23 protein-coding genes and 1 other RNA gene are annotated in these 25,340 nt (G+C 64.3%); 11 read left to right on the top strand and 13 right to left on the bottom strand.

All coding sequences use genetic code 11. The features are described 5' to 3' along the window. Positions 1-221: 221 nt before the first annotated feature. The gene (locus KIO74_RS01410; protein WP_213329818.1) at positions 222-1,175 is read left to right on the top strand and encodes a transglutaminase family protein; all 954 of its coding nucleotides are present in this window, start codon (positions 222-224) and stop codon (positions 1,173-1,175) included. A gap of 128 nt (positions 1,176-1,303) precedes the next feature. Then, positions 1,304-2,110 (top strand): transglutaminase-like domain-containing protein, encoded by an 807-nt coding sequence (locus KIO74_RS01405; protein WP_213329816.1) that lies wholly within the window; start codon positions 1,304-1,306, stop codon positions 2,108-2,110. A 10-nt stretch (positions 2,111-2,120) separates the two neighbouring features. Here the strand turns inward: KIO74_RS01405 and KIO74_RS01400 are convergent, their stop codons facing one another. Both KIO74_RS01400 and miaA read right to left on the bottom strand, forming a co-directional pair. Continuing rightward, positions 2,121-3,056 (bottom strand): metallophosphoesterase, encoded by a 936-nt coding sequence (locus tag KIO74_RS01400; RefSeq protein ID WP_213329814.1) that lies wholly within the window; start codon positions 3,054-3,056, stop codon positions 2,121-2,123. 72 nt (positions 3,057-3,128) lie between these two features. After that, positions 3,129-4,082 carry a tRNA (adenosine(37)-N6)-dimethylallyltransferase MiaA gene (miaA, locus tag KIO74_RS01395; RefSeq protein WP_502762000.1) on the bottom strand — a complete coding sequence of 318 codons (954 nt, stop codon included), beginning with the start codon at positions 4,080-4,082 and terminating at the stop codon, positions 3,129-3,131. A gap of 48 nt (positions 4,083-4,130) precedes the next feature. Here miaA and serB point away from each other — a divergent pair, with 48 nt between their 5' ends. From serB to yegS, 3 genes are all read left to right on the top strand, one after another. Further along, complete coding sequence (gene serB, locus KIO74_RS01390) at positions 4,131-5,063, top strand: phosphoserine phosphatase SerB (RefSeq protein WP_213329810.1); 933 nt, start codon at positions 4,131-4,133, stop codon at positions 5,061-5,063. A 61-nt stretch (positions 5,064-5,124) separates the two neighbouring features. Beyond that, complete coding sequence (locus KIO74_RS01385; protein WP_249730823.1) at positions 5,125-6,138, top strand: Lnb N-terminal periplasmic domain-containing protein; 1,014 nt, start codon at positions 5,125-5,127, stop codon at positions 6,136-6,138. Between the two features lie 6 nt (positions 6,139-6,144). Then, complete coding sequence (gene yegS, locus KIO74_RS01380; protein WP_213329806.1) at positions 6,145-7,104, top strand: lipid kinase YegS; 960 nt, start codon at positions 6,145-6,147, stop codon at positions 7,102-7,104. Here yegS and KIO74_RS01375 read toward each other — a convergent pair. Further along, the gene (locus KIO74_RS01375) at positions 7,029-7,778 is read right to left on the bottom strand and encodes a phosphatase PAP2 family protein (protein ID WP_249730822.1); all 750 of its coding nucleotides are present in this window, start codon (positions 7,776-7,778) and stop codon (positions 7,029-7,031) included. The two genes, yegS and KIO74_RS01375, sit on opposite strands and share 76 nt — an antisense overlap. Before the next feature lie 259 nt (positions 7,779-8,037). On the opposite strand from KIO74_RS01375, the gene KIO74_RS01370 reads away from it, so the two are divergent. Further along, positions 8,038-8,952, top strand: coding sequence for a lipid kinase (locus KIO74_RS01370; protein WP_291980192.1), 915 nt, complete (start codon positions 8,038-8,040; stop codon positions 8,950-8,952). Between the two features lie 77 nt (positions 8,953-9,029). On the opposite strand, the gene KIO74_RS01365 is transcribed toward KIO74_RS01370, so the two are convergent. The 7 genes from KIO74_RS01365 to KIO74_RS01335 form a co-directional block, all read right to left on the bottom strand. Then, positions 9,030-10,514 carry a DegQ family serine endoprotease gene (locus KIO74_RS01365; RefSeq protein WP_213329801.1) on the bottom strand — a complete coding sequence of 495 codons (1,485 nt, stop codon included), beginning with the start codon at positions 10,512-10,514 and terminating at the stop codon, positions 9,030-9,032. Positions 10,515-10,708: 194 nt separating this feature from the next. Further along, complete coding sequence (locus KIO74_RS01360) at positions 10,709-10,903, bottom strand: DUF2065 domain-containing protein (RefSeq protein WP_213329799.1); 195 nt, start codon at positions 10,901-10,903, stop codon at positions 10,709-10,711. A 140-nt stretch (positions 10,904-11,043) separates the two neighbouring features. After that, positions 11,044-11,979: a protease modulator HflC gene (hflC, locus tag KIO74_RS01355; RefSeq protein ID WP_213329796.1), complete on the bottom strand. Its 936-nt coding sequence runs from the start codon at positions 11,977-11,979 to the stop codon at positions 11,044-11,046. Then, on the bottom strand, positions 11,976-13,127 hold the full coding sequence (hflK, locus tag KIO74_RS01350) for an FtsH protease activity modulator HflK (protein WP_213329794.1): 1,152 nt from the start codon (positions 13,125-13,127) through the stop codon (positions 11,976-11,978). The genes hflC and hflK overlap by 4 nt, the downstream gene beginning before the upstream one ends. A 305-nt stretch (positions 13,128-13,432) precedes the next feature. Then, the gene (locus KIO74_RS01345; RefSeq protein WP_213329792.1) at positions 13,433-13,948 is read right to left on the bottom strand and encodes a dihydrofolate reductase; all 516 of its coding nucleotides are present in this window, start codon (positions 13,946-13,948) and stop codon (positions 13,433-13,435) included. Between the two features lie 157 nt (positions 13,949-14,105). Beyond that, positions 14,106-14,900, bottom strand: a complete 795-nt coding sequence (locus KIO74_RS01340; RefSeq protein WP_213329790.1) for a thymidylate synthase — start codon at positions 14,898-14,900, stop codon at positions 14,106-14,108. Positions 14,901-15,256: 356 nt separating this feature from the next. Next, positions 15,257-15,682: a hypothetical protein gene (locus KIO74_RS01335; RefSeq protein WP_213329788.1), complete on the bottom strand. Its 426-nt coding sequence runs from the start codon at positions 15,680-15,682 to the stop codon at positions 15,257-15,259. A gap of 392 nt (positions 15,683-16,074) precedes the next feature. On the opposite strand from KIO74_RS01335, the gene ssrA reads away from it, so the two are divergent. The 5 genes from ssrA to KIO74_RS01310 all read left to right on the top strand — a co-directional run bounded on the left by ssrA (position 16,075) and on the right by KIO74_RS01310 (position 19,285). Next, positions 16,075-16,447: a transfer-messenger RNA gene (gene ssrA, locus KIO74_RS01330) on the top strand. A gap of 43 nt (positions 16,448-16,490) precedes the next feature. Further along, positions 16,491-17,102, top strand: a complete 612-nt coding sequence (locus KIO74_RS01325) for an SspB family protein (protein WP_213329786.1) — start codon at positions 16,491-16,493, stop codon at positions 17,100-17,102. A 202-nt stretch (positions 17,103-17,304) separates the two neighbouring features. Next, on the top strand, positions 17,305-18,696 hold the full coding sequence (gene fumC, locus KIO74_RS01320; protein ID WP_213329783.1) for a class II fumarate hydratase: 1,392 nt from the start codon (positions 17,305-17,307) through the stop codon (positions 18,694-18,696). 119 nt (positions 18,697-18,815) lie between these two features. Then, positions 18,816-19,034 (top strand): DUF4169 family protein, encoded by a 219-nt coding sequence (locus KIO74_RS01315; RefSeq protein WP_213329781.1) that lies wholly within the window; start codon positions 18,816-18,818, stop codon positions 19,032-19,034. Next, the gene (locus tag KIO74_RS01310; protein WP_349629125.1) at positions 19,031-19,285 is read left to right on the top strand and encodes a ribbon-helix-helix domain-containing protein; all 255 of its coding nucleotides are present in this window, start codon (positions 19,031-19,033) and stop codon (positions 19,283-19,285) included. Before KIO74_RS01315 ends, KIO74_RS01310 begins: the two co-directional genes overlap by 4 nt. A gap of 9 nt (positions 19,286-19,294) precedes the next feature. Here the strand turns inward: KIO74_RS01310 and KIO74_RS01305 are convergent, their stop codons facing one another. The 3 genes from KIO74_RS01305 to KIO74_RS01295 form a co-directional block, all read right to left on the bottom strand. Then, positions 19,295-23,137, bottom strand: coding sequence for an AsmA family protein (locus KIO74_RS01305; protein WP_213329779.1), 3,843 nt, complete (start codon positions 23,135-23,137; stop codon positions 19,295-19,297). Between the two features lie 289 nt (positions 23,138-23,426). Next, entirely contained in the window at positions 23,427-24,839 is a 1,413-nt protein-coding gene (locus tag KIO74_RS01300; RefSeq protein WP_213329777.1) for an FAD-binding oxidoreductase, read from the bottom strand. 159 nt (positions 24,840-24,998) lie between these two features. Beyond that, complete coding sequence (locus tag KIO74_RS01295; protein WP_213329775.1) at positions 24,999-25,319, bottom strand: hypothetical protein; 321 nt, start codon at positions 25,317-25,319, stop codon at positions 24,999-25,001. Between the last annotated feature and the right edge of the window lie 21 nt (positions 25,320-25,340).

Raw genomic sequence — 25,340 nt, 5'->3', positions numbered from 1 at the left:
TGCTCGCCGCCAGCGAATGTTGTGGCTGGTACGATTTTCGCAGATCCCGGATCTGCGAATCGTGAAACGCTGCGACGGGACCGGATGATGAAGAAGGTGACGGGCCATTGGCCATGCCAAGACCTGAACGCAGGCACGACCACGATTCTCTCGCCAGACGCGTGTATCATGAGCTCGGCCCAGCCCGTCGGCTGGACGGTTTTCTGTGTGACGACGCGGCGATGAGCATTCTGACCGTCAGGCATGTCACGACCTATCGCTACAAGCAGCCGGTCGCCTTCGGCGAGCATCGGTTGATGTTCCGTCCGCGCGACAGCTATGACCAGCGCTTCCTCGACAGCCGCCTGACGATCACGCCGACCCCGGCGTCGATCCGCTGGATCCACGACGTATTTGGCAATTGCGTCGCGCTCGCCCGCTTCACGGGCCGCGCCAGCGAGCTGACCTTCGACAGCCAGATCAAGCTTGAGCACTCGCCGTTCAACGCGCCGGATTTCCAGATGGATGCCGACGCGAAGACCTACCCCTTTGCCTATAGCGCGGAGGAACTGCCGGATCTCGCGCGGTGCATGGAGCCGCATTATCCCGACCCGGGTGACGTTGTACGCAACTGGGCGCGGCAGTTTCTGCGCGTCGGCCATCCCACCGACACCGGCACCCTGCTGATGACGATGACATGCGCCATCCAGGAGAGCTTCCGCTATTCCAGGAGGACGGAGGCGGGCATCCAGCCGCCGGCCATGACGCTCGGGCTGCGTCAGGGGACCTGTCGCGACTTCGCGCTCCTCATGATGGAGGCCGTGCGCTCTCTCGGTTTCGCGGCACGTTTCGTCACAGGCTACCTCTATGTTCCCGATCGCGACGGCCCCACGCGGCTTGGCGGCGGCGCCACCCATGCCTGGTGTCAGGTCTATCTGCCCGGCGCGGGCTGGGTGGAGTTCGACCCGACCAATGGGATCATCGGCAACCGGGATCTTATCCGCGTCGCAGTGGCGCGGGACCCGAGCCAGGCCGTTCCGTTGTCCGGGACCTGGATAGGTTTGCCCGGCGATTCCCTCGACATGGTCGTCGAGGTGCAGGTCTCGTCGGAAGCCGCCAACACCAACCGTGCCGGCACGGATGGAGCGTCTGTGGAACGCGACGGCCCACGGCGCGTTGTCGATCAGCGCAACTAGCGCGAGATCAGCCAGACTATAAGGCCTTCGCAGGGGGTCTGCTTGCACCCTCGTAACAGCCGTTCGCGGGGTGGGAGGTGTTGTGGTTTGGCTCGAGGCAGATCAGCTTGAGGTGGAGAGGAGCAGCGATGAAAATTCGTGCGGGCTACGAGATCACGTACGACTGCCCGCAGCCCACGCCGATGCTCATCCTCTTGAGCGTGCATCCCTCACGCGAGCAGGATCTCATCACACCACAAGCCATAACGGCCGACCCGCCGACACCCATCACCTCTTACATCGACAGCATGGGCAACCACTGCGGCCGGCTGACCGCGCCGGAGGGGCGGCTCACTCTCGCGGCGGATTTTGTCATCAGAGACAGCGGCCTTCCAGACCCCGTCGCCCCCGACGCGCCGCAGCATGCCATCGAGGATTTGCCAGACGACGTCCTCGTTTATCTTCTTGGCAGTCGCTATTGCGACACCGACAAGCTGGCGGACAGGGCCTGGGCGCTTTTCGGCGAGATCCAGCCCGGGTGGGCACGTGTGCAGGCGATCTGTGACTTCGTGCACGATCATATCGCCTTCGGCTATGAACATGCCTCGACCGCGCGGACGGCCTCGGACGGCTTCGCGGAACGGATCGGCGTCTGCCGCGACTACGCGCATCTCGCCATCACATTCTGCCGGTGCATGAATATCCCGGCGCGCTATTGCACCGGCTATCTCGGCGACATCGGCATCCCGCCCGTTGATCTGCCGATGGATTTCAGTGCCTGGTTTGAAGTCTGGCTCGGCGGTCGCTGGTATACCTTCGATGCGCGGCATAATACGCCGCGCATCGGCCGGATCCTCATGGCAACTGGCCGGGACGCGACGGACGTCGCCATCTCGACCAGCTTCGGCCGCAGCAGCCTCGTCCAGTTCTCGGTGATCACGGACGAGGTGACGTAAGCCTCTTGCGTCAGGCCGCGCGGATGCCGAGGGTGCGGTTCGTCTCACGGCCGAAGCCGCGGATCGCGATCTTGTCGCCGAAGACCTCGACCACCGCGAACGCCGACGTGTCGGGCGTGTCGACCATGCCCTTGAAATTGACGAAATACTTGCCCGATACCTCGCCGTAGTTGCCAGCGTGGTTATGGCCGTTGAAAAAGGCCACGAAATTGTCGTAGCTCGTCAGAAGATCCACGATCCGCTCGCTGTCCCACAGGTTGTGAACATTGGCGGGAAAGACCGGATAATGGCAGAGCACGATGACCTTCTCACCCGCCTGCTTGGCCTTGTCCAATGAAGCCTGCAGCCAGGAGAACTGCTCGTCGCTGAGCGAGCCGTTCCATGTCATCGCATTGATGGCCTTGGCCTCCTGCAGCTTCTTCAGGCGCTCGCGGGCGATCTCCTGCTTCGGGTGCTTGGGGCCAGTCGAGAACAGGCTCACATCGTTGCCGTCGAGCACGATGAAGCGATAGTTGCCGCCCTTGAAGTCGTAATAGGCGCTCGGCATGCCCGCCGTCCGGACCACCGCGTTCAGATAGTCAGCCGCCACTTCATAGTCGTGGTTGCCGAGCAGAAAGAACTTCTCGTGCTTCAGCGCGTCATAGAGCGGCATGATATCGCCGAAGCTCTGCCAATGACGATCGATGATGTCGCCCAGGGTCGCGACGAACTGCAGGTCTTCCTTGTTGAGGGTCTTGATGGCCTCGGACAGCTTCCACAGGCTATTGGCGTAGAAGCGGGTTCCCTGCGGGTTCGGCGGAACCGGCGCGTATTGCGGATCGGCGATGATGCCGAAACGGAAATCAGGGCTGGCCTGCGCGCTGGCGCTTGTGGCGCCGAAGCCCGCGAAGGGGGCCATGAGGGCGGCGATGCCGCCGATTTTCAAACTGTCGCGACGCGTGATCATTGGGGAACTCCCATGGTGGAGATTGCCCCGTCTAGCTCAGGCTCGATGGCGCTGATGTGACAGCGAATGCGATCAGCCGCCGTCCGTTCCAAGCGCGATCGGCGATGCGAGCCAGTCCTGCCCCGCGGCCGCCGCCTCGGCGTCTTCAGGCGTCACCCATTGAAAGCCGGCCAGTTGGTGCCGGAAGAAGGTGAACTGCCGCTTGGCATAGCGGCGGGTATCGCTCTGCGCTTCGCGGACGGCCTCGTCGCGCCCGATCTCCCCCTTGAGATGACGGATAAGCCAGGGAACGCCGTGGGCGCGCATGACGGGAAGGTCGGGATCGAGCCCGCGCGCCCCGAGCGCCCTCACCTCCTCCAGCGCGCCAGCCTCCATCATGACGAGAAAGCGCGCATCGATGCGGCGGGCGAGCTCCGCACGGTCCGGCATGAGGAACAGCCCCAGTCGATCAGCATGGGACAAGAGGCCTGGTCGCTTGTGGCTGCGGAAGAAGGTAAGTGAACGGCCCGTCGCCGCCAGGACCTCCATCGCGCGCAAGATGCGCTGGCGATCGGTCGGCCCGATCCGTGCGGCGCTCTGCGGATCCCGGACCGCGAGATCCGCATACAGCAGGGGCGTATCACGGCCCTCGGCGCGCGAGCGCACGTCGCGCCGCACCTCCTCGGGTACCGGCGGGATATCCGACAGACCTTCGATCAGCGTCTTGAAGTAAAGGCCCGTGCCGCCCGTGATGATGACCGGCCGGCCCGCCTTCCTGGCCGAGGCCAGCACCGGTTCGATATCGATGAGATAGCGGCCGACCGAATAGTTCTCGGCGCCGTCGACATGCCCATAGAGCGCGTGCGGCGCCGCCTCCTCATCCTCAACACTCGGCCGCGCGGTAATGATTCTGAGGTCGCGATAGACCTGCATCGAATCGGCGTTGACGACGACGCCGCCATAGCGCTGCGCGAGGCTTGTCGCCAACGCGGACTTGCCTGATGCGGTTGGCCCTGCGATGAGAATGGTGCGCAGTCTGTCCGACACCTCAACGTCCTTTCCCATTCACCCCGTTTGCATGGCCACCGTATCCGCATGACCGACACCACCCAGACGCATGTCGCGACGCTGGTCGCGGCCCCGGGAAGCGATCTCCTCAGCGATGCCCTCATCGCCCGCGTGGCGCAAGCCCTACCTGAAGCCGGAACGCCCGCGCGGCTCGATCCGACGCTCGCGGTCGACATCCCCTTCCGGCCTGCGATCGAGGGCGCCGCCGACCCTGACCCGCGCGTCATGGCCAAGCGCGTCCATGTTGCGCTCGACGGATTGCCGATCGATGTCTTCGTCCAGCGGCTGGCCGAGCGCCGCAAGCGACTGTTCCTCGCCGACATGGATTCCACCATGATCGGTCAGGAGTGCATCGACGAGCTCGCCGACTTCGTGGGCCTGAAGGACAAGGTGGCGACGATTACCGAGCGCGCCATGCGAGGCGAGATCGCCTTCGAGCCAGCGTTGCGCGAGCGCGTCGCCCTTCTCGCCGGCCTCGATGTCGATGTCGTTGACCGCATTATCACTGAGCGCATCACGCTGACCGCCGGCGGCCGCACGCTCATCGCGACGCTGCGCGCCAAGGGGGCCTATACCTGCCTTGTCTCCGGCGGCTTCACCCTGTTCACCACGAGGATCGCCAAGGTTCTCGGCTTCGAGGAAAACCGCGCCAACGTGCTTCTCACGGAAGGCGGCAAGCTTTCCGGCAAGGTCGAGGAACCGATCCTCGGACGGGAGGCGAAGCTCGCCACCTTGCAGGAGCTGCGCGAAAAATTCGGCCTCGCCGCGCACGAGGTGGTGGCGATCGGCGACGGCGCCAATGACCTCGCGATGCTCGGAGACGCTGGCCTTGGTGTGGCATTCCGTGCCAAACCAGCCGTGGCCGCTGCCGCCCACGCGCGCCTCGACCATGCCGATCTCACCGCCCTCCTCTTTGCCCAGGGCTATCGCAGCGATGAATTCGTCAGGCCAACCGACTGAACAGAAACGGGAGAAACCCGCCGTCGCGCGTGATCGCTCTCGGATGCCGCGAGGTTTGCGCATGATCGTGGTCGCCCTGCTCGTGATCGCGATGGTCTTCTGCGGGATCTGGTGGTCTGGAGCGCTGTGGTACCGGTTACCCGTCGGCCCCTATGGGCGCTACGCCGCGATCGCCGGCTGGTTGCTGCTCTCGCTCGGCACGATCGTCGTGCTTCTCCGGGGAGACTGGCGCCCGCTCCTGCTCTATGCTGCGGTGTTCGTCGGGCTCAGTCTGTGGTGGACCACCATCAGGCCCTCAAACGACAGGGAATGGGCGGATGACGTCGGCCGGATGCTCTCAGCCGAGATCAACGGTAACAGCGTCACGCTGCATAACGTCCGCAATTTCGAATGGCGCACCGAGACGGACTACACGCCCCGCTGGGAGACGCGCCGCTACGACCTCGCCACGCTGACGTCGGTCGATATGGTGCTGTCCTACTGGGGGCGGCCGGCCATCGCCCACACGCTGGTGTCCTTTGGCTTCGCCGACGGCCAGTTCGTTGTTTTCTCGGTCGAGATCCGCAAGGAAAAGACCGAGAGCTTCTCGGAGATAGGCGGTTTCTTCAAGGAATTCGAGACAAGCATCGTCGCGGCCGACGAGCGCGACATCGTCCGGCTGCGGCCGAATGTGCGCGGCGAGGACACCTACATCTACCGGATTCGCATGTCCAAGGAGGCGGCTCGATCACTGTTTCTCGCCTATGCCGAGGCGGCGAATGCCCTCACGCAGCGGCCGCGCTTCTACAACACCATCACCGCCAACTGCACCACCATCGTCTATGAGATGGTGAACCGCATCGTGCCGGGCCTTCCCATGGATTACCGGCTGGTGCTGTCGGGCTATTTGCCAGAATACATCCACGATGTCGGCGGCCTCGACACCAACACCAGCGTGGCCGAGTTGAGGAAACGCGGCCGGATCACGGAGCGTGCGATCGCGGCTGATAAAAGTCCGGACTTTTCCAATGCGATCCGGGCCAATGTCCCCGGTATTCCCGTGCCCACGACAGCGATCACTGACGGCAACAGGTGACGGATCATGACCAACATCCGCATCATCCTTCACGGCAAGGCGGCGGGAAATGCGGAGGTGCGCCACGCGGTTCGTACCCTGCGGCGGGAGGGGCATGGCGTGGGTGTGCGTGTCACCTATGAAGCGGGTGACGCGGCCCGTATGGCGCAGGAGGCAGTGGAAGCCGCGCGCCAAGGCGATGTCGACGTCATCGTCGCGGGCGGCGGCGACGGCACGGTCAACGAGGTGTTCTCCGCAGGTCTGGCAGCGCGCCCGCCGGAGCGTTGCTCCTTCGGCATCCTGCCGCTCGGCACAGCCAACGATTTCGCGCGTTCGGCCGGCATACCGGTCACTGACATGACGGCCGCCCTGCGGATAGCCGCGGAAAGTCGGGCTCACGTGATCGATGTCGGGCGCATCAATGAGCGCAACTTCATCAATGTGATGACGGGCGGCTTCGGCTCACGCGTCACCGTCGAGACCGATCCTGAACTGAAGCGCCGCCTCGGTGGCCTCGCTTATGTCCTGACGGGCCTTACGCGGTTTCGCGAACTCTCATCCAACAACGGACGTTTCCACGCCGAGGGTTTCTCGTGGGAGGGACGTTTCCTCGCCCTCGCCATCGGCAACGGGCGCCAAGCCGGTGGCGGCATCCCCCTCTGCCCAGATGCGCTGATCGACGATGGCCTGCTCGATCTGATGATCCTGCCAGAACTCGACGCGGAGGAGCGTTTCGACGCGCTTGCCCGCCTCCTCGGCCAGGGCGCGGCCGGCATCGAGGAACTCGTGGTGCGCGTCAGGAGCCCGTGGATCGAGTTCACCTCAGATGAGGTTCTGCACGTCAACCTCGACGGAGAACCCATGCACACGACGCTTTTTCGTGCCGCCTGCCAGCGCAGCGCGCTGGCCGTTCACCTCGGTTCCACGGCACTCCTCGGGCCCGGCTCCAATGGAGCATCATCGCTGCCCGCCGACCACCGTCCCTGAGCGAGAACGAGCACAAGCCAGCAGGCCATCGCCCAGGCCGCCCCGGCGCACCAGCCCGCCAGCACGTCGCTCGGCCAGTGCACGCCGAGATAGAGCCGGCTGAGGCCAACCAGAAGCGTCAGCCCGACCGCGACCGCGAGGATATACAGGCGCACGACGCGCCTTTTCTCCACCCGCGCCAGGAGCACGCCGATCGTGAGATAGGTAATGGCCGACAGCATGGCATGGCTGCTCGGGAAACTGAGCGAATGGATATCAACGAGATGGGCCACGAGGTCGGGCCTTGGCCTGTCGAACCCGAGCTTCAGAAGATGGCCGAGGAGAAGTCCGCCCCCCATGGAGACCGTGAGCAGCACCGCTATGGCACGCTTGTGCACCAGGACAAGATAACCGATCACGACCATAATGATGAGCGCCAGCACCGGGATGCTGCCGAGGCTTGTGATATCGCGCATGACGATTTCCAGCCATCGCGGACCGATCGGGTCGGCAAGATCGGCGGGATTGCGCAGGGCGAGGAGAATGCCGGTATCGAACGCCTCCAGCTCGCCAGCGCGCATTTCCTCGGCAACCGCCAGAAAGCCGAGAATTCCGCCGGCCATCACAAGGAGGGCCAATACCAAGCCGACTTCGCGCAGCGCCCCTTTCCACATGGCCTTGAAATCGAAGCCCAAGCTTTAATCCTCCTTATGCCCTTGCGGCGCCATGGACGCTCCACGATCTGTCCCTAGATAGGTGTGGGATATTCGCATTACCCCACCCCGACTGACAGCGGCAGTGCCGTCGTCCAAAAAGGCATCAGGCCGGATTACAGTGAAACGGCTTTCGACCAAAGTGATGCTTACAACTAGGGATGGAGCGGCGATCCCGGTCCATTGCATTCCGCCGCTCCAGGAAAAGCTCATCCCACCAACAGACCGTCAGGCGGTGTCCGTGACACAGCCCCCGCTCCACGTGGAGACCATCTTGCCACAACCCGCCCGCAAGGCACTGCTCGTCATCAATAGGCATGCACGCAACGGATATCCTGTCCCGGACGCAGCGCTCGATCGCCTTCGCGCTGGCGGCATTGAGCTGATGGAGGCCGATCCGCTTGATGTCGCGGTGTCCATCGACAACGCCCGCGCGTCAGGATGCAACTGCGTCATCATCGGAGGCGGCGATGGCACCCTGAACAGGGCCGCGCCGGCGCTTTCGCGGACCGATCTGCCACTTGGGATCCTGCCGCTCGGCACCGCCAATGATCTCGCCAGAAGTCTCGCGATCCCGCCCTCGCCCGTCGAGGCCGCTTCCATCATCGTCGATGGCCATCACCGTCCGATTGACCTCGGCGAAGTGAATGGCGTCCCTTTCTTCAATGTCGCCAGCATCGGCTTCAGCGCCGACCTCGCGCGGGAATTGACCGCCGACGCCAAGAAGCGCTTCGGCACCCTTGGTTACGCGCTGGCAGGCCTGCGCATCCTGGCGCGGATGAGGCCATTCACAGTGACGATCGAGCATGACGGCAAGCGCGACGTCATCCGCACAGTCCAGGTGTCAGTCGGCAACGGTCGTCACTACGGCGGCGGCCTCACAGTAGACCTCGACGCGCGGCCGGATGACGGGTTGCTGCACGTCTACAGCCTCGGCGTCGAGCACTGGTGGCAGTTGCTGGCCCTCCTCCCCGCTCTGAAGCAAGGCACCCAGGGTCGCTGGCGCGAAGTTTACACCTTCACCACGACGGCCTGCACGGTCGAGACGCGGCGCCCGCGCAGCATCAACACCGACGGGGAGCTCACGGGCAAGACCCCGGCAAGCTTCCATGTCATACCCGGTGCGGTCGAGGTCTACACACGTCCGTTGGCATAAACAAAAACGGCCGCCCCGAAACCCGGAGCGGCCGTCTGCTTTGTCACGATGGGCGCGGAGTGCCCGCGCCGTTCCTTTTACTCGATGGTCACGGCCACGAAGCGCACCTCGCCCTGGGCATTGGCCACGAGAAGGAGCGCCGACTTCTTGCCGTCCTTCTTCAGGGCCTCGACACGCTTGGTCACATCGGCCGGCGACGACACCGACTCCTGGCCGACTTCCATGATGATGTCGCCGCTCTGGATACGCTTGTCGGCGGCCGAGGAATTGGGATCGACGCGCGTGACGACCACGCCCTTCAGATCGTCCTTGATCGAATAGCGGCGACGCAGGTCGTCGGTGATGCTGGACAAGTCGAGACCGAGCGCCTTGCGCGCCACCGGCTTCTCGACGCCACCATCCTTGGCCACATTCGCCTGCTTCTCCCCGTCCTCGAGACGGCCCAGCTTGACGGTCGCCGTGGTTTCCTTGCCCTTGCGGAGATAGACAACCTCGACATCCTTGCCGACCGGAGTAGCCGCGACCATCCGCGGCAGATCCCGGGCGCTCTTCACTTCCTTGCCATCGAACTTGGTGATCACGTCACCGATCTCCAAGCCGATGGGCTTTGCAGGCCCCTTTTCGTCGACACCCGCCACGAGCGCGCCACGCGCCTTCTCAAGACCCAGCGCCTCCGCGGTCTGATCATCGACGCCCTGGATGCGAACGCCGAGCCATCCGCGGCGCGTCTCACCGAACTCACGCAACTGGTCGACGACTGTCGAAGCCATGGATGACGGCACGGCGAAGCCGATGCCGACAGAGCCGCCGGTCGGCGAGAGAATGGCCGTGTTGATGCCGACGACCTCACCGGCCATGTTGAACAGCGGACCACCGGAGTTGCCGCGGTTGATGGCCGCGTCGGTCTGGATGTAGTTGTCGTAGGGGCCCTGGTCGATATTGCGGTTGTGAGCCGATACGATACCCGCCGAGACCGAGCCGCCCAGTCCGAAGGGGTTGCCGATGGCGATCACCCAGTCGCCGATGCGCAGCTTGTCCGAATCACCAAATTTCACCGCCTTCAGCGGCTTGTCCGGCTTCACCTTGAGCACGGCGAGATCGAGCTTGGAATCCTTGCCGAGAAGCTCGGCCTTAAGCTTGGTGCCGTCGTTGAAGATGGCCGTGATTTCGTTCGCCTCGCCAATGACGTGGTTGTTCGTGACGATGATGCCGGACGAATCAATGACGAAGCCGGAGCCGAGGGAGCTGGCGCGGCGCGGCGCCTGAGGCGCATCCCCGCCCTGTCCGCGACGCTTGAAGAACTCCTCGAACAGATCCTCGAAAGGCGTGCCCGGCGGCAGCTGCGGCATCGCGCGCTCACGCGTGGCGCCACCCGTCGTGGCCGCGGAAATATTGACCACGGCATCCGTCACCTGTTCGGCGAGATCGGCGAAGGAATCAGGCCCCCTTGCCAGGGCGGGCAACGGTGCCAGCGCGATGGCCGACACGATCGCTATCGCAGATGCGACCCGCCTCGTCTGCGTCGCCACCAGGGACATCGATAACGTCGGAAAACCGGCCATGGAGCCCTCTATCTCTTGAAATCAACGCCGCTCTGGGCAGCCCTTATTGAAGCACGAATAAGGCAGACCCGCGACGGCCGCTCTGTCACTTCCCCGTCAACGCGTGCTTGCGTCAATGCCATGCGGCACGGCACGCCGCCACATGGAACGCCGCCACATGGGGAAATCGTGCTCAAACGTCGGAGTTACAAGCCCTAAACAATACCGCTTCGTACAATCCAGACGATGAGAACCCCCGCCACCGCCGAGATAACGCCGACGACGCGCATCCGTTCGATCGGGGCCTCCGCGGCTTCCGCGAGCGCCTTGCGAGTCGCGGCGGGAAAAGCGGCGAACACGATCCCTTCGATGGCGAGCAGAAGGCCCAACGCAGCCAAGAAATCGGTCATGCCAGGCCCCCGCACGCCATCACAAAACACGTGAAGGAGGGATACCCTCCTTCACGTGCATTCTTTCTTGTCTTGTATGCGAGCATGGGGACGCAAGCGGAAAAACGGCCGTCACGGTCCGTATCCACCCGCATGCTCGATCAGGGATTGGCAGCCGGAGCGCCCTGGGCGGCGGCAGGCGGCGGCGTCGGGCCGGGCAATTTCCCCGCCGGATCAACGAAATAGCGGAAGAAGTCCGAGTTTGGCGATAGGACAAGCCGCGTGCCGCCCGCCGCCTGCGAGCCAAGGCTTGATTCGTAAGCCTGCATCGAGCGGAAAAAGGCGAAGAACCCGGGATCCCGGCCATAGGCCTCGGCGTAGACGCGGTTGCTTTCGGCGTCACCCTCACCGCGGAGAGTCTCAGCCTTCTGGCTCGCGTCGGCCTTGATGACCGTGACCTCGCGATCCGCGCGCGCCCGGATGCCCTGGGCGAGTTCGGAACCCTGGGCACGGATGTCGGCGGCCTCGCGCTGGCGCTCGGTCTGCATCCGCTGGAACACCGCCTGGCTGTTCTGCTGCGGCAGGTCCACGCGGCGCAGGCGCACATCGACGACAGAAATGCCAAGCCCATTGGCCTGCTTGTTCACTTCCTGGCGGATACGCTGCATCAATTCCTCGCGGCGTGTCCGCACCACGTCGGTGAAGCTCGCGTCAGCCACGTACTGGCGCACCGTCGAATTGATGATGTTGGCGAGGCGCAGGTTCGCGCCAGCCACGTTGCTGACCGTTTGGTAGAAGCGGACGGGATCGGAGATGCGATAACGCGTGAACGCGTCGACCACGAGGCGCTTCTGATCGGAAGCGATCACTTCCTGCTCGGGAAGATTGAGGTCGAGCACGCGCTTGTCGAGGTAGACCACGTTTTCGACCAACGGCACCTTGAAGTAGAGGCCAGGGTTCGAAATCACCTCGCGCACGCCGCCGAAGCGAAGCACGAGCGCCTGCTGGGTCTGGCTGACGACGAATGTCGCACTGTAGAGGACAACCAGAAGGATGAGGACGACAATAATGCCGCCCGTCTTGAGGGTGCTGCTCATCGCGTGGCTCCCTGACGCACGGTGGAACCCTGCGCAGGCGGCGCCGACCGCTGCAACTCACCCAATGGCAGATACGGCACGACCCCCTGGCTCTCCTTGGAATCGATGAGCACCTTGTCAGACCCAGACAACACGCGCTCCATTGTCTCGATGAACATACGCTCGCGCGTCACGTCCGGCGCGGCCGCGTAGGCCTCGTAGACCTGTGTGAAGCGCGAGGCGGCACCGCGCGCCTCGGCGACGGCACGTTCGCGGTAACCCTCGGCGGCCTGGATGATACGAGACGCCTCACCGCGTGCTTCCGGAACCACGCGGCTCGCGTAGGTCTCAGCCTCGTTCCTGATGCGGTCCTGGTCCTGGCGGGCCGCCTGCACGTCGCGGAAGGCGTCGATGACCTGCTGAGGCGGGTCGACCTTCTGCAGCTGCACCTGGCGGATCTCAACACCCGCGCCGTATTCGTCGAGCAGCTTCTGCATCGACTGGCGCACTTCCGCCTCGATCGCGCCACGGTCCGTCGTCAGGACCGACTGGATATTACGCCGTCCGACGATCTCGCGCATCGTGCTCTCGGCCGCCGCCTTGATCGCCGCGTCCGGGTTCTGCAGGTTGAACACGTAGTCCTGCGGGCGCGAGGGGCTTACCTGCCACTGCACCGTGAAGTTGATGTCGACGATGTTCTCGTCGCCGGTGAGCATAAGGCTCTCTTCCGGCACCTCGCGTCCCGCCGTTACCCGGCGGCTCGTGTCGCCCGTGCGCTGGCCCACCTCGATGGTGTTGACCGTCGTGACCTGCGGCTTGATCACCGAGCCGATGGGATAGGGGAAATTGTAGCGCAGACCTTCGCCGGTCGTGCCGACATAGCGGCCGAAGATCATGTTGATGCCGACCTCGTCGGGGCGCACCGTGTAGAAGCCCGTAGCCAGCCACAACAATACGGCGCCAAGGCCGATCAGCGCTATCCCACGGCCGCTGGCGCCACCGCCGCCACCGGGAATGATGTTGCGCAGCTTGTCTTGGCCACGCCGGATGAAGTCCTCGAGATCGGGCGGATTACCACCGCCACCGCCGCCGCCTCCCGAAGGGCCTGATCCCCAAGGACCGCCGGGCTTTTGGCCCCACGGACCGCCGCTGTGGTTGCTCCAAGACATGCTCAGCCGTTCCTCACTGCCGCCGTGTTTGGGGTCCGGATCCGCCCGGCGTCCAGGCCGAACGAAACCCGATCCCAAACCATCAAGTTTCGCGCCATACAGCCGCCGCGCCTGTCATCAAGTAACAGGTCATCGGCCTATCCGCATGGCGCGCCCGCGAAGGGTTTGCTCAAGGTTGATGGGTTGCCGAAGGCCCCCATGTCAAGCGCAAGTGGGGTTAAAACCATAGTTCGTCAACTCACGAGCCTATCAGGCAAGGCACGACACCGCGAAAATCTGCCGATCACGCGGGATTTGGTGGTCGCCTACCCCTGCCGCCGCTCATAATCGATGAACGTGAAGGCATGATCATCCTGGGGCCCTGCCGCATGCTCCTCATTGAGGGTCACGTTGAAATCCGCCGGGTCGAAGGCCGGGAAGACGGTATCGCCCGCCGGCGCGACATGCACCCGCGTGAGGTGGAGCCGCTGCGCCAACGGCAGTGTCAAAGCGTAGATTTCCCCACCGCCCGCAACCATCACCGTATCGGAGCCGAGACGATCCGCGGCCTCCTCCGCGCGCATCCGCGCCGCGGCCAGATCATGCGTCACCACCACGCCCTCCGGCGCAAAGGCGGGATCCCGTGTGAGCACGACGATGGCGCGCCCGGGCAATGGCCGGCCGATCGAATCGTAGGTCTTGCGGCCCATGAGAAGCGGCCGCCCCTGGGTCAGGCGGCGAAAGCGCTGGAGATCCGTACGCAGGTGCCACAGCAGGCGATTGCCTTCGCCGATGATGCCATTGTCGGCCACCGCCGCGATCAGAGCGAGCGGCTTCGTCATCGGCACACGCGGGGGTAGCGCCCAAAGACGGGGAATGGCATTGTCACACTCTCTTCACAAGGCGCTCTGGCGTGGCAAATCGAAAAGCTCAGCCAGGCCAGACTAAGACATGCCAAATGCAGCTGATTCGCCACAACGGGACAAGACGCGCAGGCATTTAGACCGCGACCGGCGCCTTGATGGCTGGGTGCGGATCATAGCCCTCGAAGACGACGTCATCGAAGCTGATCTCGAACAGCGACCGGACGGCGGGGTTCAGCCTCAGATGAGGCAACGGCCTGATGTCCCGTGAGAGTTGCAGGCGCGCCTGTTCGAGATGGTTGATGTAGAGATGCACATCCCCGAAGCTGTGCACGAAATCCCCGACGCCGAGGCCACATTCATGCGCCACGAGATGGGTGAGCAGCGCATAGCTCGCGATGTTGAAGGGAACGCCCAGAAACACATCCGCGGAGCGCTGATACAGCTGGCACGAGAGGCGCCCGTCGGCCACGTAGAACTGGAAGAGGCAGTGGCACGGGGCAAGCGCCATCTTGTCGAGATCGGCCGGGTTCCAGGCACTGACAACGAGGCGCCGCGAATCAGGGTTGCGCTTGATCTCGTTCACGACCCAGGCGATCTGGTCGACGACCTTGCCGTCCGGCGCGGCCCAGGAACGCCACTGGCGGCCATAGACGGGGCCAAGATCACCGTTCTCGTCAGCCCACTCATCCCAGATCGAGACACCGTTTTCCCTGAGGTAGCGAATGTTCGTATCGCCCTTGAGGAACCATAGCAGCTCATGCACCACGGATTTCAGGTGCACGCGCTTTGTCGTGACCAGCGGAAAGCCTTCCGTCAGGTCGAATCGCATCTGATAACCGAACAAAGACAGGGTGCCCGTGCCGGTCCGATCGGATTTTGAGCGTCCCTCGTCGAGGATATGGCGCAAAAGATCGTGATAGGCCTGCATGGTCCACCTGCCGCATGGGGCGAAGCGCCACCGGGCCAGCCGTGGCGCGATCGACGCCAGCCCATTTGAGAAATGGGTCCGGCGAGCTGAGCTTCAACCTACCCATAGCAGAAGGCATCACGTCAGCGGAGCCCGATTGTCCGCCGATTTGCGGCCATCAACAAGGTTTGGGGGGCAGCCCGCTAGCCGGCTGCCCCGCCATATACCCCGGCGCAATGCCATGCTCCGGTTGGATCGTCACCCGACCGGATGCGTTCGGACCTGGGATCCCAGATTTGCGCGCGATCCGAAACGCCACATTGCGCAAGCCGCAACCAGTTTGAACGCGTGTGAAAAAGACAAACGAATTCAGATTATTAATACCAATAAGCCGCATGCGTCCACGGAGACACGGTCGTGTAGGCCGCGCGATGAACCACGCGACGGACCACCTGACGCTGCGTCGCGACGACATAATGCCGGCGCACGATGCGGGTCGTCACGACGGGGGTCGAAACCAAACGGGTGGTGATGACCCGGGTGCGCACGACGGGGGCGGCAACGACGTGGGTGACAACCGGAGCGGCTATAACCGGGGCCGTGCGAACGTAGACACGTTCACCGAACACCCCGGAGGCCAACGCATAGCCCGGTACGAAAGGACCTGCGAATCCGCTGTTGAAATAGACCGGTCCGCCCGAGACATAGCCGCCGGCAAAGATAACCTGCGCCGAGGCCGGAGCCGAGACCATCATGCCGCCAGCAATTGCGGCCGCTGCTACAAGCAATGCACGTTTCAACATGTCACTACCTCACAAACGCGATCAGAAAATGCTGATCGAATATGAAATATTTCGAGAATGCATTTGGTTTCACGATGCGTGGATAGCGAGCGTATATGCGAGAAATACTTTGCATTTCCGAATATTACGGCGCATCCGGCGTCAATCCCGATTGGTTACCGCGATAGTGGGGACCTCGTAGTCAAGACGGGGAGTCCACTTCCCCCTGCGCCCTGGCGTCCGTCGCGATTGGCAATAAAACCGGCAGGCCCGACCGCTGCCGCCCCGCTCAAGCTCCCGACGCCGGATGGCACGGAGCTTATCTCTCTTCCATGGGACAAGGCCGGACAGGAACCGCCTGCGTCAAAAAAATGCAGGGAGCGCGCCCCTGATTGTGCATCGCGGCGCCAGACGATCTTCCCAGCGGCGTCCAAGGCCCCTATATTATCGGTGCCGTCGCAAGACGGATATGGCGATAAACGGCCATCGCAATAAACCTTTCGGACCCGGGGGCGGTACCCGGCGCCTCCACCAAAGGGCAGCGGCTTCGTATTTCGAGCGCGCGGCTGTCTTTCGGCGGGGGCGAAATAGGATCGACGAGGGTGTAAAGGGTGGACTTTTGCTCGGCATGGTTCCGCCGTTATCGGGCCGAACTTATAGTTGCCAACGACAACTATGCTCCGGTTGCCCAGGCTGCGTAACGCAGTTTAGGTACCCGATTTAAAGTCCCGGCGGTTAGCCCCGTCGGGCGGGGTTCGGAGGCACCTGGCAACAGAAGCCTCCACTTTCTTTTCGTCCGTCCGTTGTTTGTCCCAAGCGTTCCGAGCTGATGGCCCAGGATCAAATTCGCTACGATCTCCATGTTCAGGAAGCCTTGCGCGGCGCTGTGCGCAAGATTCTTTCAGAAGTCGCACGTGATGGCCTGCCTGGCGACCATCATTTCTTCATCTCGTTCCGAACGCGCTTCCCCGGCGTCCGGCTGTCCGCGCGCATGCGCGAGCGTTATCCGGACGACATGACAATCGTGCTTCAGCACCAGTTCTGGGACCTTGCGGTCACGGATTATGCCTTCGAGGTTTCGCTGTCCTTTTCCGGCGTATCCGAACGCTTGCTCGTGCCATTCGAAGCCGTCACAGGCTTTTTTGATCCGTCAGTTGATTTCGGGCTGAAGTTCGAGACGGACAGCGAAGCCGTGGGCGACGACGCCAAGGGCGCGGGCGCCACCACGGCCTCCAGGGCGGAAGCGGACAAGCCGAAAACGCCAAGCATCGCTCCCGCCAAGCGCCCCGCCGCATTAGCGGATGCGACAGAGGAGACTGGCGATACGCCAGCGAAGGCGAAGCCAGCTGCCAAGGCTCCGGCGACCTCGGAACCGGCGGAAGTCGGCGCGGAAACCGGGGCCGAGGTCGTAAGCCTCGACGCATTCCGCAAGAAAACGTGATCCAGAAAAGCTGACCTGGCTTCAGCCGCAGCGAAGCCCCGCGCTCGCCGATGTCTCGACGTTCATCGCGCGGGGACTATCGCTCGGACTATGATGTCCGCGCGAAAAAGCCGTCCGCTGCGGCATTTCTCCCGCGCGTCCCTCTCGACTCTCCGGCTCAAGGCTTATATGGCCTGCGCGGAACCGTGACAGGGAGCGCTTGATGTCCAAGACCCGCAGCGAAACTGATTCCTTTGGCCCGATCGATGTCGATGCGGACCGCTATTGGGGTGCGCAGACCCAACGCTCTCTGCAGAATTTCCGCATCGGCGGCGAACGGCTGCCCCTTCCGCTCGTTCACGCCCTGGCGCTCGTAAAGCGCGCCGCCGCGCTGGTGAACAAGGACCTCGGCGCCCTTGATCCCAAGCTTGCGGATGCGATCGCCACCGCCGCCACAGAGGTGATGGACGGCAAGTTCGACGACCATTTCCCGCTCGTCGTGTGGCAGACGGGCTCCGGCACACAGTCGAACATGAATGCCAACGAGGTGATCGGCAACCGCGCAAGCGAGATCCTTGGCGGCGAGCTCGGCTCCAAAAAGCCCGTGCATCCCAACGATCATGTGAACCGCGGCCAGTCGTCGAACGATTCGTTCCCGACCGCGATGCACATCGCCGCGGTCCGTTCGATCACGGCGCATCTCCTGCCCTCGCTCACCCACCTGCACAAGGCGCTGAACGACAAGGCCGAGGCCTTCAAGGACATCGTCAAGATCGGTCGCACGCATCTGCAGGATGCGACGCCTGTCACGCTCGGACAGGAATTCTCCGGCTACGCCCAGCAGGTGGAGTACGGCATCGCCCGCGTGAACAAGACCCTTGAGGATCTCTATCGTCTTGCGCAGGGTGGTACGGCGGTCGGTACGGGTCTCAACGCCCACCCGAAATTTGCCGATGCCTTCGCGGCCAAGGTCGCCGAACTGACCGGCCTGCCCTTCGTCACGGCGCCGAACAAGTTCGAGGCTCTCGCCACCCACGACGCGATGGTCTTTGCCCATGGCGCCCTGACGAGCGTCGCCGCCGGCCTCAACAAGATCGCTAACGACATCCGCCTGCTCGGATCCGGCCCGCGCTCCGGCCTCGGCGAACTGTCACTGCCGGAGAACGAGCCCGGCTCCTCGATCATGCCCGGCAAGGTCAATCCTACCCAGTGCGAGGCCATCACCATGGTCGCGGCCCAGGTGCTGGGCAACGAGACGACGATTTCCGTCGCGGGTTCCCAGGGCCACCTGGAGCTCAACGTGTTCAAGCCTGTGATCGGCTACGCGTTCCTGCAGTCGGTCCGCCTGCTCGCTGACGCGGCGGTGAGTTTCGCCGACAATTGTGTCGTCGGCATCGAGGCCAATACCACGCGCATCGATGAGCTCATGCAGCGTTCGCTCATGCTGGTGACGGCGCTCGCGCCAAAGGTCGGCTACGACAAGGCGGCGTCCATCGCCAAGGCCGCTCATCACAATGGCACCACGCTCCGCGAGGAGGCCTTGAAATCGGGTGCTGTGACGGCTGAGGAATTTGATGCCATCGTCCGGCCGCAGGATATGCTGAGTCCTCATTAGTATAGGGGGTTTACCACTTACGGTGCTGCCTCCAGAAAGCCGCAAGTTGCGATATGATGCCGGCCGGAGAAGAGTGTGAGCCGGCTACAAAAATCCGGCCACCACGGGACGGGGCTACCATGGCGGACATCGTCAACCTGAGGCAGGCACGCAAAGCTAAGCTTCGCGCTGAGCGCGAGGCGGAAGCAAACACCAACCGCGCCCGGTTTGGAGAGCCCGCAGCTTTCCGCCGGGCGCGGGACGTTCAGGACGAACGCGAGAAGCGCCAGCTCGAAGGCCACCGCCTGGAGCCGACGCGCCGCGTTGAAGGGAGCGCCGATGGCGAACCCACATCATGATGGCTACCAATCAGAAAGCCGCCGCGGGGCAGAATCTGGTCGCGAAGCGATCAGTCGTCATCGCAGGCCACCGCACCAGCGTTTCCCTCGAAGAGCCTTTCTGGGAGGCGCTGAAGGAAATTGCTGCAGAGAACAAGCAGCCTATCGCGGAATTCATCGCGACGATCGATGCGGGCCGCGCCGGCAATAATCTATCCTCGGCTATCCGGGTCACGATCCTCGAGCACTATCGCAAACGCCCCGTGAACTGAATATTCCCCTTATCGCAGGGGAGCATAGCCCGGTGGCGTAAGGTCGAGCGGCGCACCTGTCCGTGCCCGCGGCGAGGGTTGCGCGCCGGTTGGAATCGATAGTCCCATGGCAGTCGGCGCCGGAACGCGGGCTGGCTGGGCGGGCCTGACGCCATGGCTGCTCAGCGAAGCACGTTCCTGTGGTGCGCCATCTCCCTCACCGATCGCTGTGTTCTCATCGCCGGCGAAGGACGGAACGATCGTCGGGATCTCCGAACGCGGCGAGACCGGTGGTGGAGCGGCGGGAGGCAGTGGCGCCTGCGACGGAAGATTATTGGTGCCACCGGTTGTCGCCGGGTCCAAGCCGCCCCCGTCCAGGCCATTGCGTTCCTGACTGTTCCGTTCCTGATTGTCGCGCTGTTCCGCGGCACGCTTCTCCGCCGCCAGACGTTCACGCTCAAGACGCAGCTGACGGATCCGCTCGGCGCGCTCCTTCGCGTCCGCCTCCAGCTTGTCGATACGATCGAGCTCGCGGGCAAGCGCGATCACCGCGAGACCATTGGCGAGCGCGGCCGCCTCGACACTGCGGCCGGGATCGGTCAGCGGCCCACGCCACGACACGGCAATCTCGGGAGCGGCTCCACTCCAGCCCACCGGCAACTGCCTGGAGACCATCAGCCCCCGTGCGTCGAGGGTGAGCGACCCGAGTTCCACTGAGCCCGCGAGCCGCAGCTGCACATCCCGACTGTCGATCGTGACGGGCCCGAAACGCAACGTTCCCCCCGACAGGGTCAAGGGCATCACCACTTCGGTCAGCGGCCAGTTCGCCAAATCGAGCTCACGCGCGATCGTGTCGCGGACCACGGTTGCTTCAGCCCGAATGGGGTCCTGCGCCATGAGCTTACCGAGGCCCCGCGCTATCCCCGCCGGATCAAGCCTTGCTATCAATGAGCCGACGCTACGCAGTTCGCCGCCACCGGACATGTTGGCGACAAGTGCCGCGACGCTCTCGCCGGAGCTTCCCGCTTCCATGCGGCCGGACAACCGCCCGCCGGGCCCCTTTCCGAACAGGGCGGACGCCTCCACGTCCTTGAGCGCCACGTTACCCGTCGCCGCCGCAAGCGTGCCCTGCCGCTGGAGCTTTACATTGGCGAGCACAGAGCCACCGCCGAAACCTCCGCTGACATCACGCAGGGTGATGGCATCTGACGTGAGATCAAGACCAAGCTTGCCATCCGCCAGCGTTATCCCCTCGATGACGTCGAGCCGGCCAAAGCCGAGCTCAACCTTGCCAGCGACAGGCGGCATCGCCGGAACGAACCGCTGCGACGACCAGATCTGTCCCCTTGTGGGTGGCGAAACCGGCCCCAGCGCCAGCGCCGTGAGATCCGTGAGCCGCAGGCGCGGCACCCTGAGCGTGCCGTCGATCTGGCCTGTTTCATTGATGGCGAGGCGGCCCTCCACCGGGGCGCCGGCGACTTCGCCCTTGAGGCCAGTAAACACCACACCCTGTGCGGAGAGCTGGCCATCGGCCTCGAGATGCGCGCCCGTCCCCGGCAACAGTCCGGGAAACGATCGCGCGAGGACCTGCGCCAGAGGTGCGAGGTCATCCGTCGCGAGTTTTACCTTTCCCTGCGCAAGCGGTGGCGGATCGCCGGCCTGACCGGTTCCACCCAAGCGTCCGGCGAGCGACAAGGTCGCTCCCGCCACCCGCAACTCCGCCGTGCCGGCGAGATCGGCCAATGTCCGGCCCTTCGCGTCGAAGATAAGCCGGCCTTCGCCAAGGCCCGGAAGTGGCACGACATCGACGCCGAGCTGCCGCAGCAGATCGACGCCATCGCGAGCGGTGAGCTCCATCCAGACGCTGGCATCGCTTCCCTGCGCCGTCTGCCCCGCTCCGGGTGCAGGCAGACTGAGGGCCGTGCGGAACGCCGTACCGCCGCCCTGCCCCTCCAGGGTGGCGAGCACGGGCGCGCTCGCGTCACGCCGCTCCGCTTTCAGCGCAAGCGTCAGCGGAGCAGCGAGCGGCGCAACCCGCTGGAGCGTTTCTGCGAAGGATGGCGGCAGGAAACGCGCGGCCAGCGCCGCGATCACCGCTGGGCGCGGAGCCGTCAAGCCTCCATCGATCTGGCCACCATCGCGGCCGATCCGACCGGCAAGCTTCATATTCGCGCCGTCGACATTCGTCATCTCGGCGCTGGCAATCGTCAAGGCTTCAGCATCCCGCGTAACTCGGGCCTTCAGCCGCCCGCCCGGCGAGGCGATCGTCCCGAAGCGGGGCGCCTCCAGATCGATCGAGAGGCCGAGATCCGCCCCCGTCAGACCACCGACGCCAGCATCGAGCAGGGGGATATTCGCGAGATCCAGCCCCTTGCCGGCGAGTTGCGCATCAAAGCGGGCACGCTCCGCCCCCGTCGGCGGCGTGTAGCGGAAAAGGCCCGACAGCGTGGCGTCGCCGGCCGTGAAACGGATGTTGCGCGCGGCGAGCACGGCGGATGACATCGACAGATCGGCGACGGCGCGCGATGCCGGCAAGGCGGAGATCGCCTCGATCAGGGGCCGGGAAAGACCTATGCGGCCAAGCGACAGCGCGAGGCGCGCCGGCTCCCTGATGCCGAACGCTACCCGACCCGAGAAGGCCGTCTCCGTTCCGAAGTCGACACTGCCGGACGCCTCCAGCCGGGCATCCCCGGCGCCTGCGAGATTGAAACGCTCAACCGTGGCCTTGCCGTTCTCCCGCCCAACGGCAAGATCAAGCGGCCCAAACTCCTCACCGGCTATGGCGAAGCTTGCTGCCTGAACACCAATGGATGCCTTCAGCGAAGGCAGGGTCGTGACGAGCCTCTCGCCGATCTCCCCGACGCGTCCGGCAAGGTCGGTACCCTGCGTGATCTCCAGCCGGCGCGATGTCAGCGCCATTGACAAGACCGGACCACTGCGCCCGAAATCGAGCTCACCGGTGCCCGCCAGCGCGAGGCTGGAACCACCGTTCGCGGTCGTGACTTCCACCGTCTCCGCCTTCAGGCGGCGCCCCGCCGTCGTCACAGTCGCCGTCACCATCAACGCGGACGGCGGTTGCGCCGCGTCCTGAGCCGCGTCGGCACGCGCCGTATCGGCCTGCGGCAACGGTATCACCGCTCCAAGCCGGCCATTGAAGCCGGGGGCGAAGGCGCGCGAGCCGCCGCCGGCGGGCGTGGCGGTCGTCAGCAGAAGATCGCCATCGATATCGAGATGCGGCGAAGTGAGCTCGCCGATGCCGCCTTTGACGCGCAGGCGCCCCTCGGCATCGATCGTGCCGGTCGAGAGGCGCAGCGGTATGTTCCCCACCTGCCCGGCGATGCGCCACGGCCCGGACAGAGCCACCGCCTGGATCTCCCCGCTGATCGGCCCGATGTCGCGCACACCGCCCTCGGCCTCGATGAGGCGCAGTTGTCCCGCGTCGACCACCAGCTTCTCGATGCCGAATGCGGTGATCGGCATCGGGATCGAGTTGCTGAGCTCGGGAAGCATCACGCGCCCGTCATCGCCCACAACAGCTGTGACCACCGGCCGCACGAGCCGCGCCTCGACCACGCGGACCGCACCCGACAGCAGCGCGGTGGTTTCAAGCTCCACCGAGAGTTCGTTCGCCGTGATGCCAGGACGGCCCGCGGCCGGAGTACCGATCGTGACACGGCCTAAGATCACCCGCGGCGAAGGCAGGAGCCGCAGATTGATATCACCCTGCGTGATCACCGGGAGACCAAGGGCCCGTGACAGCGCGAGCTCCACGTCCCCCCGCCGCGCGTCCCAATCGACGAAATAAGGCACTGCGAGCGCCGCGCAGAGCACGAGGACAATCAGGCCAGCGATGATCGTCAGGATATCGCGCACGCTTCTGGGCTCTTGGATCGATCGGTCATGGGCGGTCGGTCAGGCAGTCTGTCGTGGGCGGTCGGTTGCGAGAGAACGCGGCCAAGCGGCCACTAGGGTCGAACCTATACTAGCGACTTCCCTGCAGAAAATGACTAGGAGTGGCAAGCATTTTGGTCAAAACGTATTTTGCTCAAAACGCGTTCTGTCGCCCGCGCGGGGTGACGACACACCGTGCAGTGAACACATCTGGCCGCACGACATGCCAGACGATAGCGCCCCCGGTTGGCATTTCGAGGGCATCTGCGCATTAAACGTCGACGATCTTGCCGGGATTCATGATGTTCAGCGGATCGATCGCCCGTTTGATTCGGGCCATCAGGTCGAGAGCCGGGGCACCGTGCTCCGCCTCGAGATAATGCATCTTCTTCTGCCCCACGCCGTGCTCGCCCGTGCAGGTTCCGCCCATGGCGAGCGCGCGCATCACCAGGCGTTTCAGGAACGCCTCCAGCACCTCGATCTCCGCCGGGTCTTCCGTATTCACGAGCGGCTGCACGTGGAAATTGCCGTCTCCGACGTGCCCGACGATCGGGGCGATCAACCCGATCTCGGCGATGTCGGCCCGTGTCTCCTCCACACAATCGGCGAGCTGAGAGATCGGTACGCAGACGTCGGTCGGCACTGGCCGCGCGCCGGGCCGAAGCGCGAGCGTCGCCCAATAGGCGTCATGGCGCGCTTGCCACAGGCGCGAACGATCCTCCGCCTTGGTCTCCCAGATGAAGGGCCCGCCCCCGAGGTCTTTGGCGATTTCGCCAAAGCGCTCGGCTTGCTCGCGCACGCTCGCCTCCGTGCCGTGGAACTCCAGCAACAGCAGCGGGCTCTCCGGCAGGCCGAGTTTCGAGTGCAGGTTCACCGCCTTGACCATGGTCTGGTCGAGAAGCTCGATCCGGGCCACGGGCAAGCCGGTCTGGATCGTCAGGATGGTAGCGTCACACGCCGCATGCACCGAGGGGAACGGGCAGATGCCCGCCGACACGGCCTCGGGAATGCCGTGCAGCTTGAGAGTGATGGATGTGATGACGCCGAGCGTGCCCTCCGAGCCAACGAAAAGGCGCGTGAGGTCATAGCCGGCGGAGGATTTCTTGGCCCGGCTCGCGGTCTTCACCACGGCGCCCTCGGGCGTCACGACGGTCAGCGACAGCACGTTGTCCTTCATCGTGCCGTAGCGGACGGCATTGGTGCCGGAGGCGCGTGTCGCCGCCATGCCGCCGATCGAGGCGTCCGCGCCGGGGTCGATGGGGAAGAACAAGCCCTGGTCACGCAGGAAGTCGTTGAGTTCCTTGCGGGTCACTCCCGGTTCGACGACACAGCTCAGATCCTCGGCATGCACCGCGATGATCTGTTTCATCAGACTTGTATCGATCGAGATGCCGCCAAGCGGGGCGTTCACATGCCCCTCGAAGGACGTGCCCGTGCCGAAGGGAATGACCGGCACCCGGTGCTCGGCGCAAAGCCTGACGATGGCGACCACCTCCTCGGTCGTCTTTGGGAAGACGACGGCGTCGGGCGCCTGGCTCGGCACCCAGGTCAGGGTATTGCTGTGCTGCTCGCGAACCGCATGGCTTGTCACGAGCCGTGAACCGAAATTAGCGGCCAGGGCATCGACGACCGCTGCGACCGCATCCGGAGAAGGACGGACACCTGCTGGCGCGGCTTGCAACATCTCGATCGACCCCCCTTCTCGTGCCACGGCGCGCGAGGCGCCGTCACAGCCTGATCAAAGGCCCTTTTAGCTGCGTGCGCGGCCGGTGTCGAAACGAAAACAGGACATCAGCCCCGGAAACAGCCTCTCACCCATCGGCCAGCCACTGACGGCAACGTCCTATCGCCGGAAATTCTGCACTGGCGGCGGCGGAACATAGGCTGGCGGCGTGAGCTGCTGGCGCATCTGCTGGTTGCGCAGCTGATTCATCTGCTGCTGCTGAAGCTGCTGCTGGCTATTGTCCTGCAACTGGCGCTCGATAGCGCGGTTCTGCTGCTGGTAGTCGCGCTGGAACTGATTGTTCGTTTGCGCAAGTGCCCCCTGTGTCGCCACAAGGATCGCGATCATCGCACCAAATGAGACCACGGCGCGCGGCGCAATGCCCTTCTCGCTTTTGCCAGACTGAGGTCTTTCCCGACCCCAGGAAACACGCGTACGCATTTCGGTACACATCGCACCGCT

This window comes from Chelatococcus sp. HY11 (assembly GCF_018398335.1).
GTDB lineage: Bacteria > Pseudomonadota > Alphaproteobacteria > Rhizobiales > Beijerinckiaceae > Chelatococcus.
The sequence above is the reverse complement of the archived record's forward strand: the minus strand, read 5'-3'. Positions and strand labels throughout refer to the sequence as shown.

Coding starts and splice junctions, on each gene's coding strand:
- KIO74_RS01410 (WP_213329818.1), top strand. CDS start 222: ATGAGCATTCTGACCGTCAGGCATGTCACGACCTATCGCTACAAGCAG.
- KIO74_RS01405 (WP_213329816.1), top strand. CDS start 1,304: ATGAAAATTCGTGCGGGCTACGAGATCACGTACGACTGCCCGCAGCCC.
- KIO74_RS01400 (WP_213329814.1), bottom strand. CDS start 3,056: ATGATCACGCGTCGCGACAGTTTGAAAATCGGCGGCATCGCCGCCCTC.
- serB (WP_213329810.1), top strand. CDS start 4,131: ATGACCGACACCACCCAGACGCATGTCGCGACGCTGGTCGCGGCCCCG.
- KIO74_RS01385 (WP_249730823.1), top strand. CDS start 5,125: ATGATCGTGGTCGCCCTGCTCGTGATCGCGATGGTCTTCTGCGGGATC.
- yegS (WP_213329806.1), top strand. CDS start 6,145: ATGACCAACATCCGCATCATCCTTCACGGCAAGGCGGCGGGAAATGCG.
- KIO74_RS01365 (WP_213329801.1), bottom strand. CDS start 10,514: ATGGCCGGTTTTCCGACGTTATCGATGTCCCTGGTGGCGACGCAGACG.
- KIO74_RS01360 (WP_213329799.1), bottom strand. CDS start 10,903: ATGACCGATTTCTTGGCTGCGTTGGGCCTTCTGCTCGCCATCGAAGGG.
- hflC (WP_213329796.1), bottom strand. CDS start 11,979: ATGAGCAGCACCCTCAAGACGGGCGGCATTATTGTCGTCCTCATCCTT.
- hflK (WP_213329794.1), bottom strand. CDS start 13,127: ATGTCTTGGAGCAACCACAGCGGCGGTCCGTGGGGCCAAAAGCCCGGC.
- KIO74_RS01345 (WP_213329792.1), bottom strand. CDS start 13,948: ATGACGAAGCCGCTCGCTCTGATCGCGGCGGTGGCCGACAATGGCATC.
- KIO74_RS01340 (WP_213329790.1), bottom strand. CDS start 14,900: ATGCAGGCCTATCACGATCTTTTGCGCCATATCCTCGACGAGGGACGC.
- KIO74_RS01335 (WP_213329788.1), bottom strand. CDS start 15,682: ATGTTGAAACGTGCATTGCTTGTAGCAGCGGCCGCAATTGCTGGCGGC.
- KIO74_RS01325 (WP_213329786.1), top strand. CDS start 16,491: ATGGCCCAGGATCAAATTCGCTACGATCTCCATGTTCAGGAAGCCTTG.
- fumC (WP_213329783.1), top strand. CDS start 17,305: ATGTCCAAGACCCGCAGCGAAACTGATTCCTTTGGCCCGATCGATGTC.
- KIO74_RS01315 (WP_213329781.1), top strand. CDS start 18,816: ATGGCGGACATCGTCAACCTGAGGCAGGCACGCAAAGCTAAGCTTCGC.
- KIO74_RS01310 (WP_349629125.1), top strand. CDS start 19,031: ATGATGGCTACCAATCAGAAAGCCGCCGCGGGGCAGAATCTGGTCGCG.
- KIO74_RS01300 (WP_213329777.1), bottom strand. CDS start 24,839: ATGTTGCAAGCCGCGCCAGCAGGTGTCCGTCCTTCTCCGGATGCGGTC.
- KIO74_RS01295 (WP_213329775.1), bottom strand. CDS start 25,319: ATGCGTACGCGTGTTTCCTGGGGTCGGGAAAGACCTCAGTCTGGCAAA.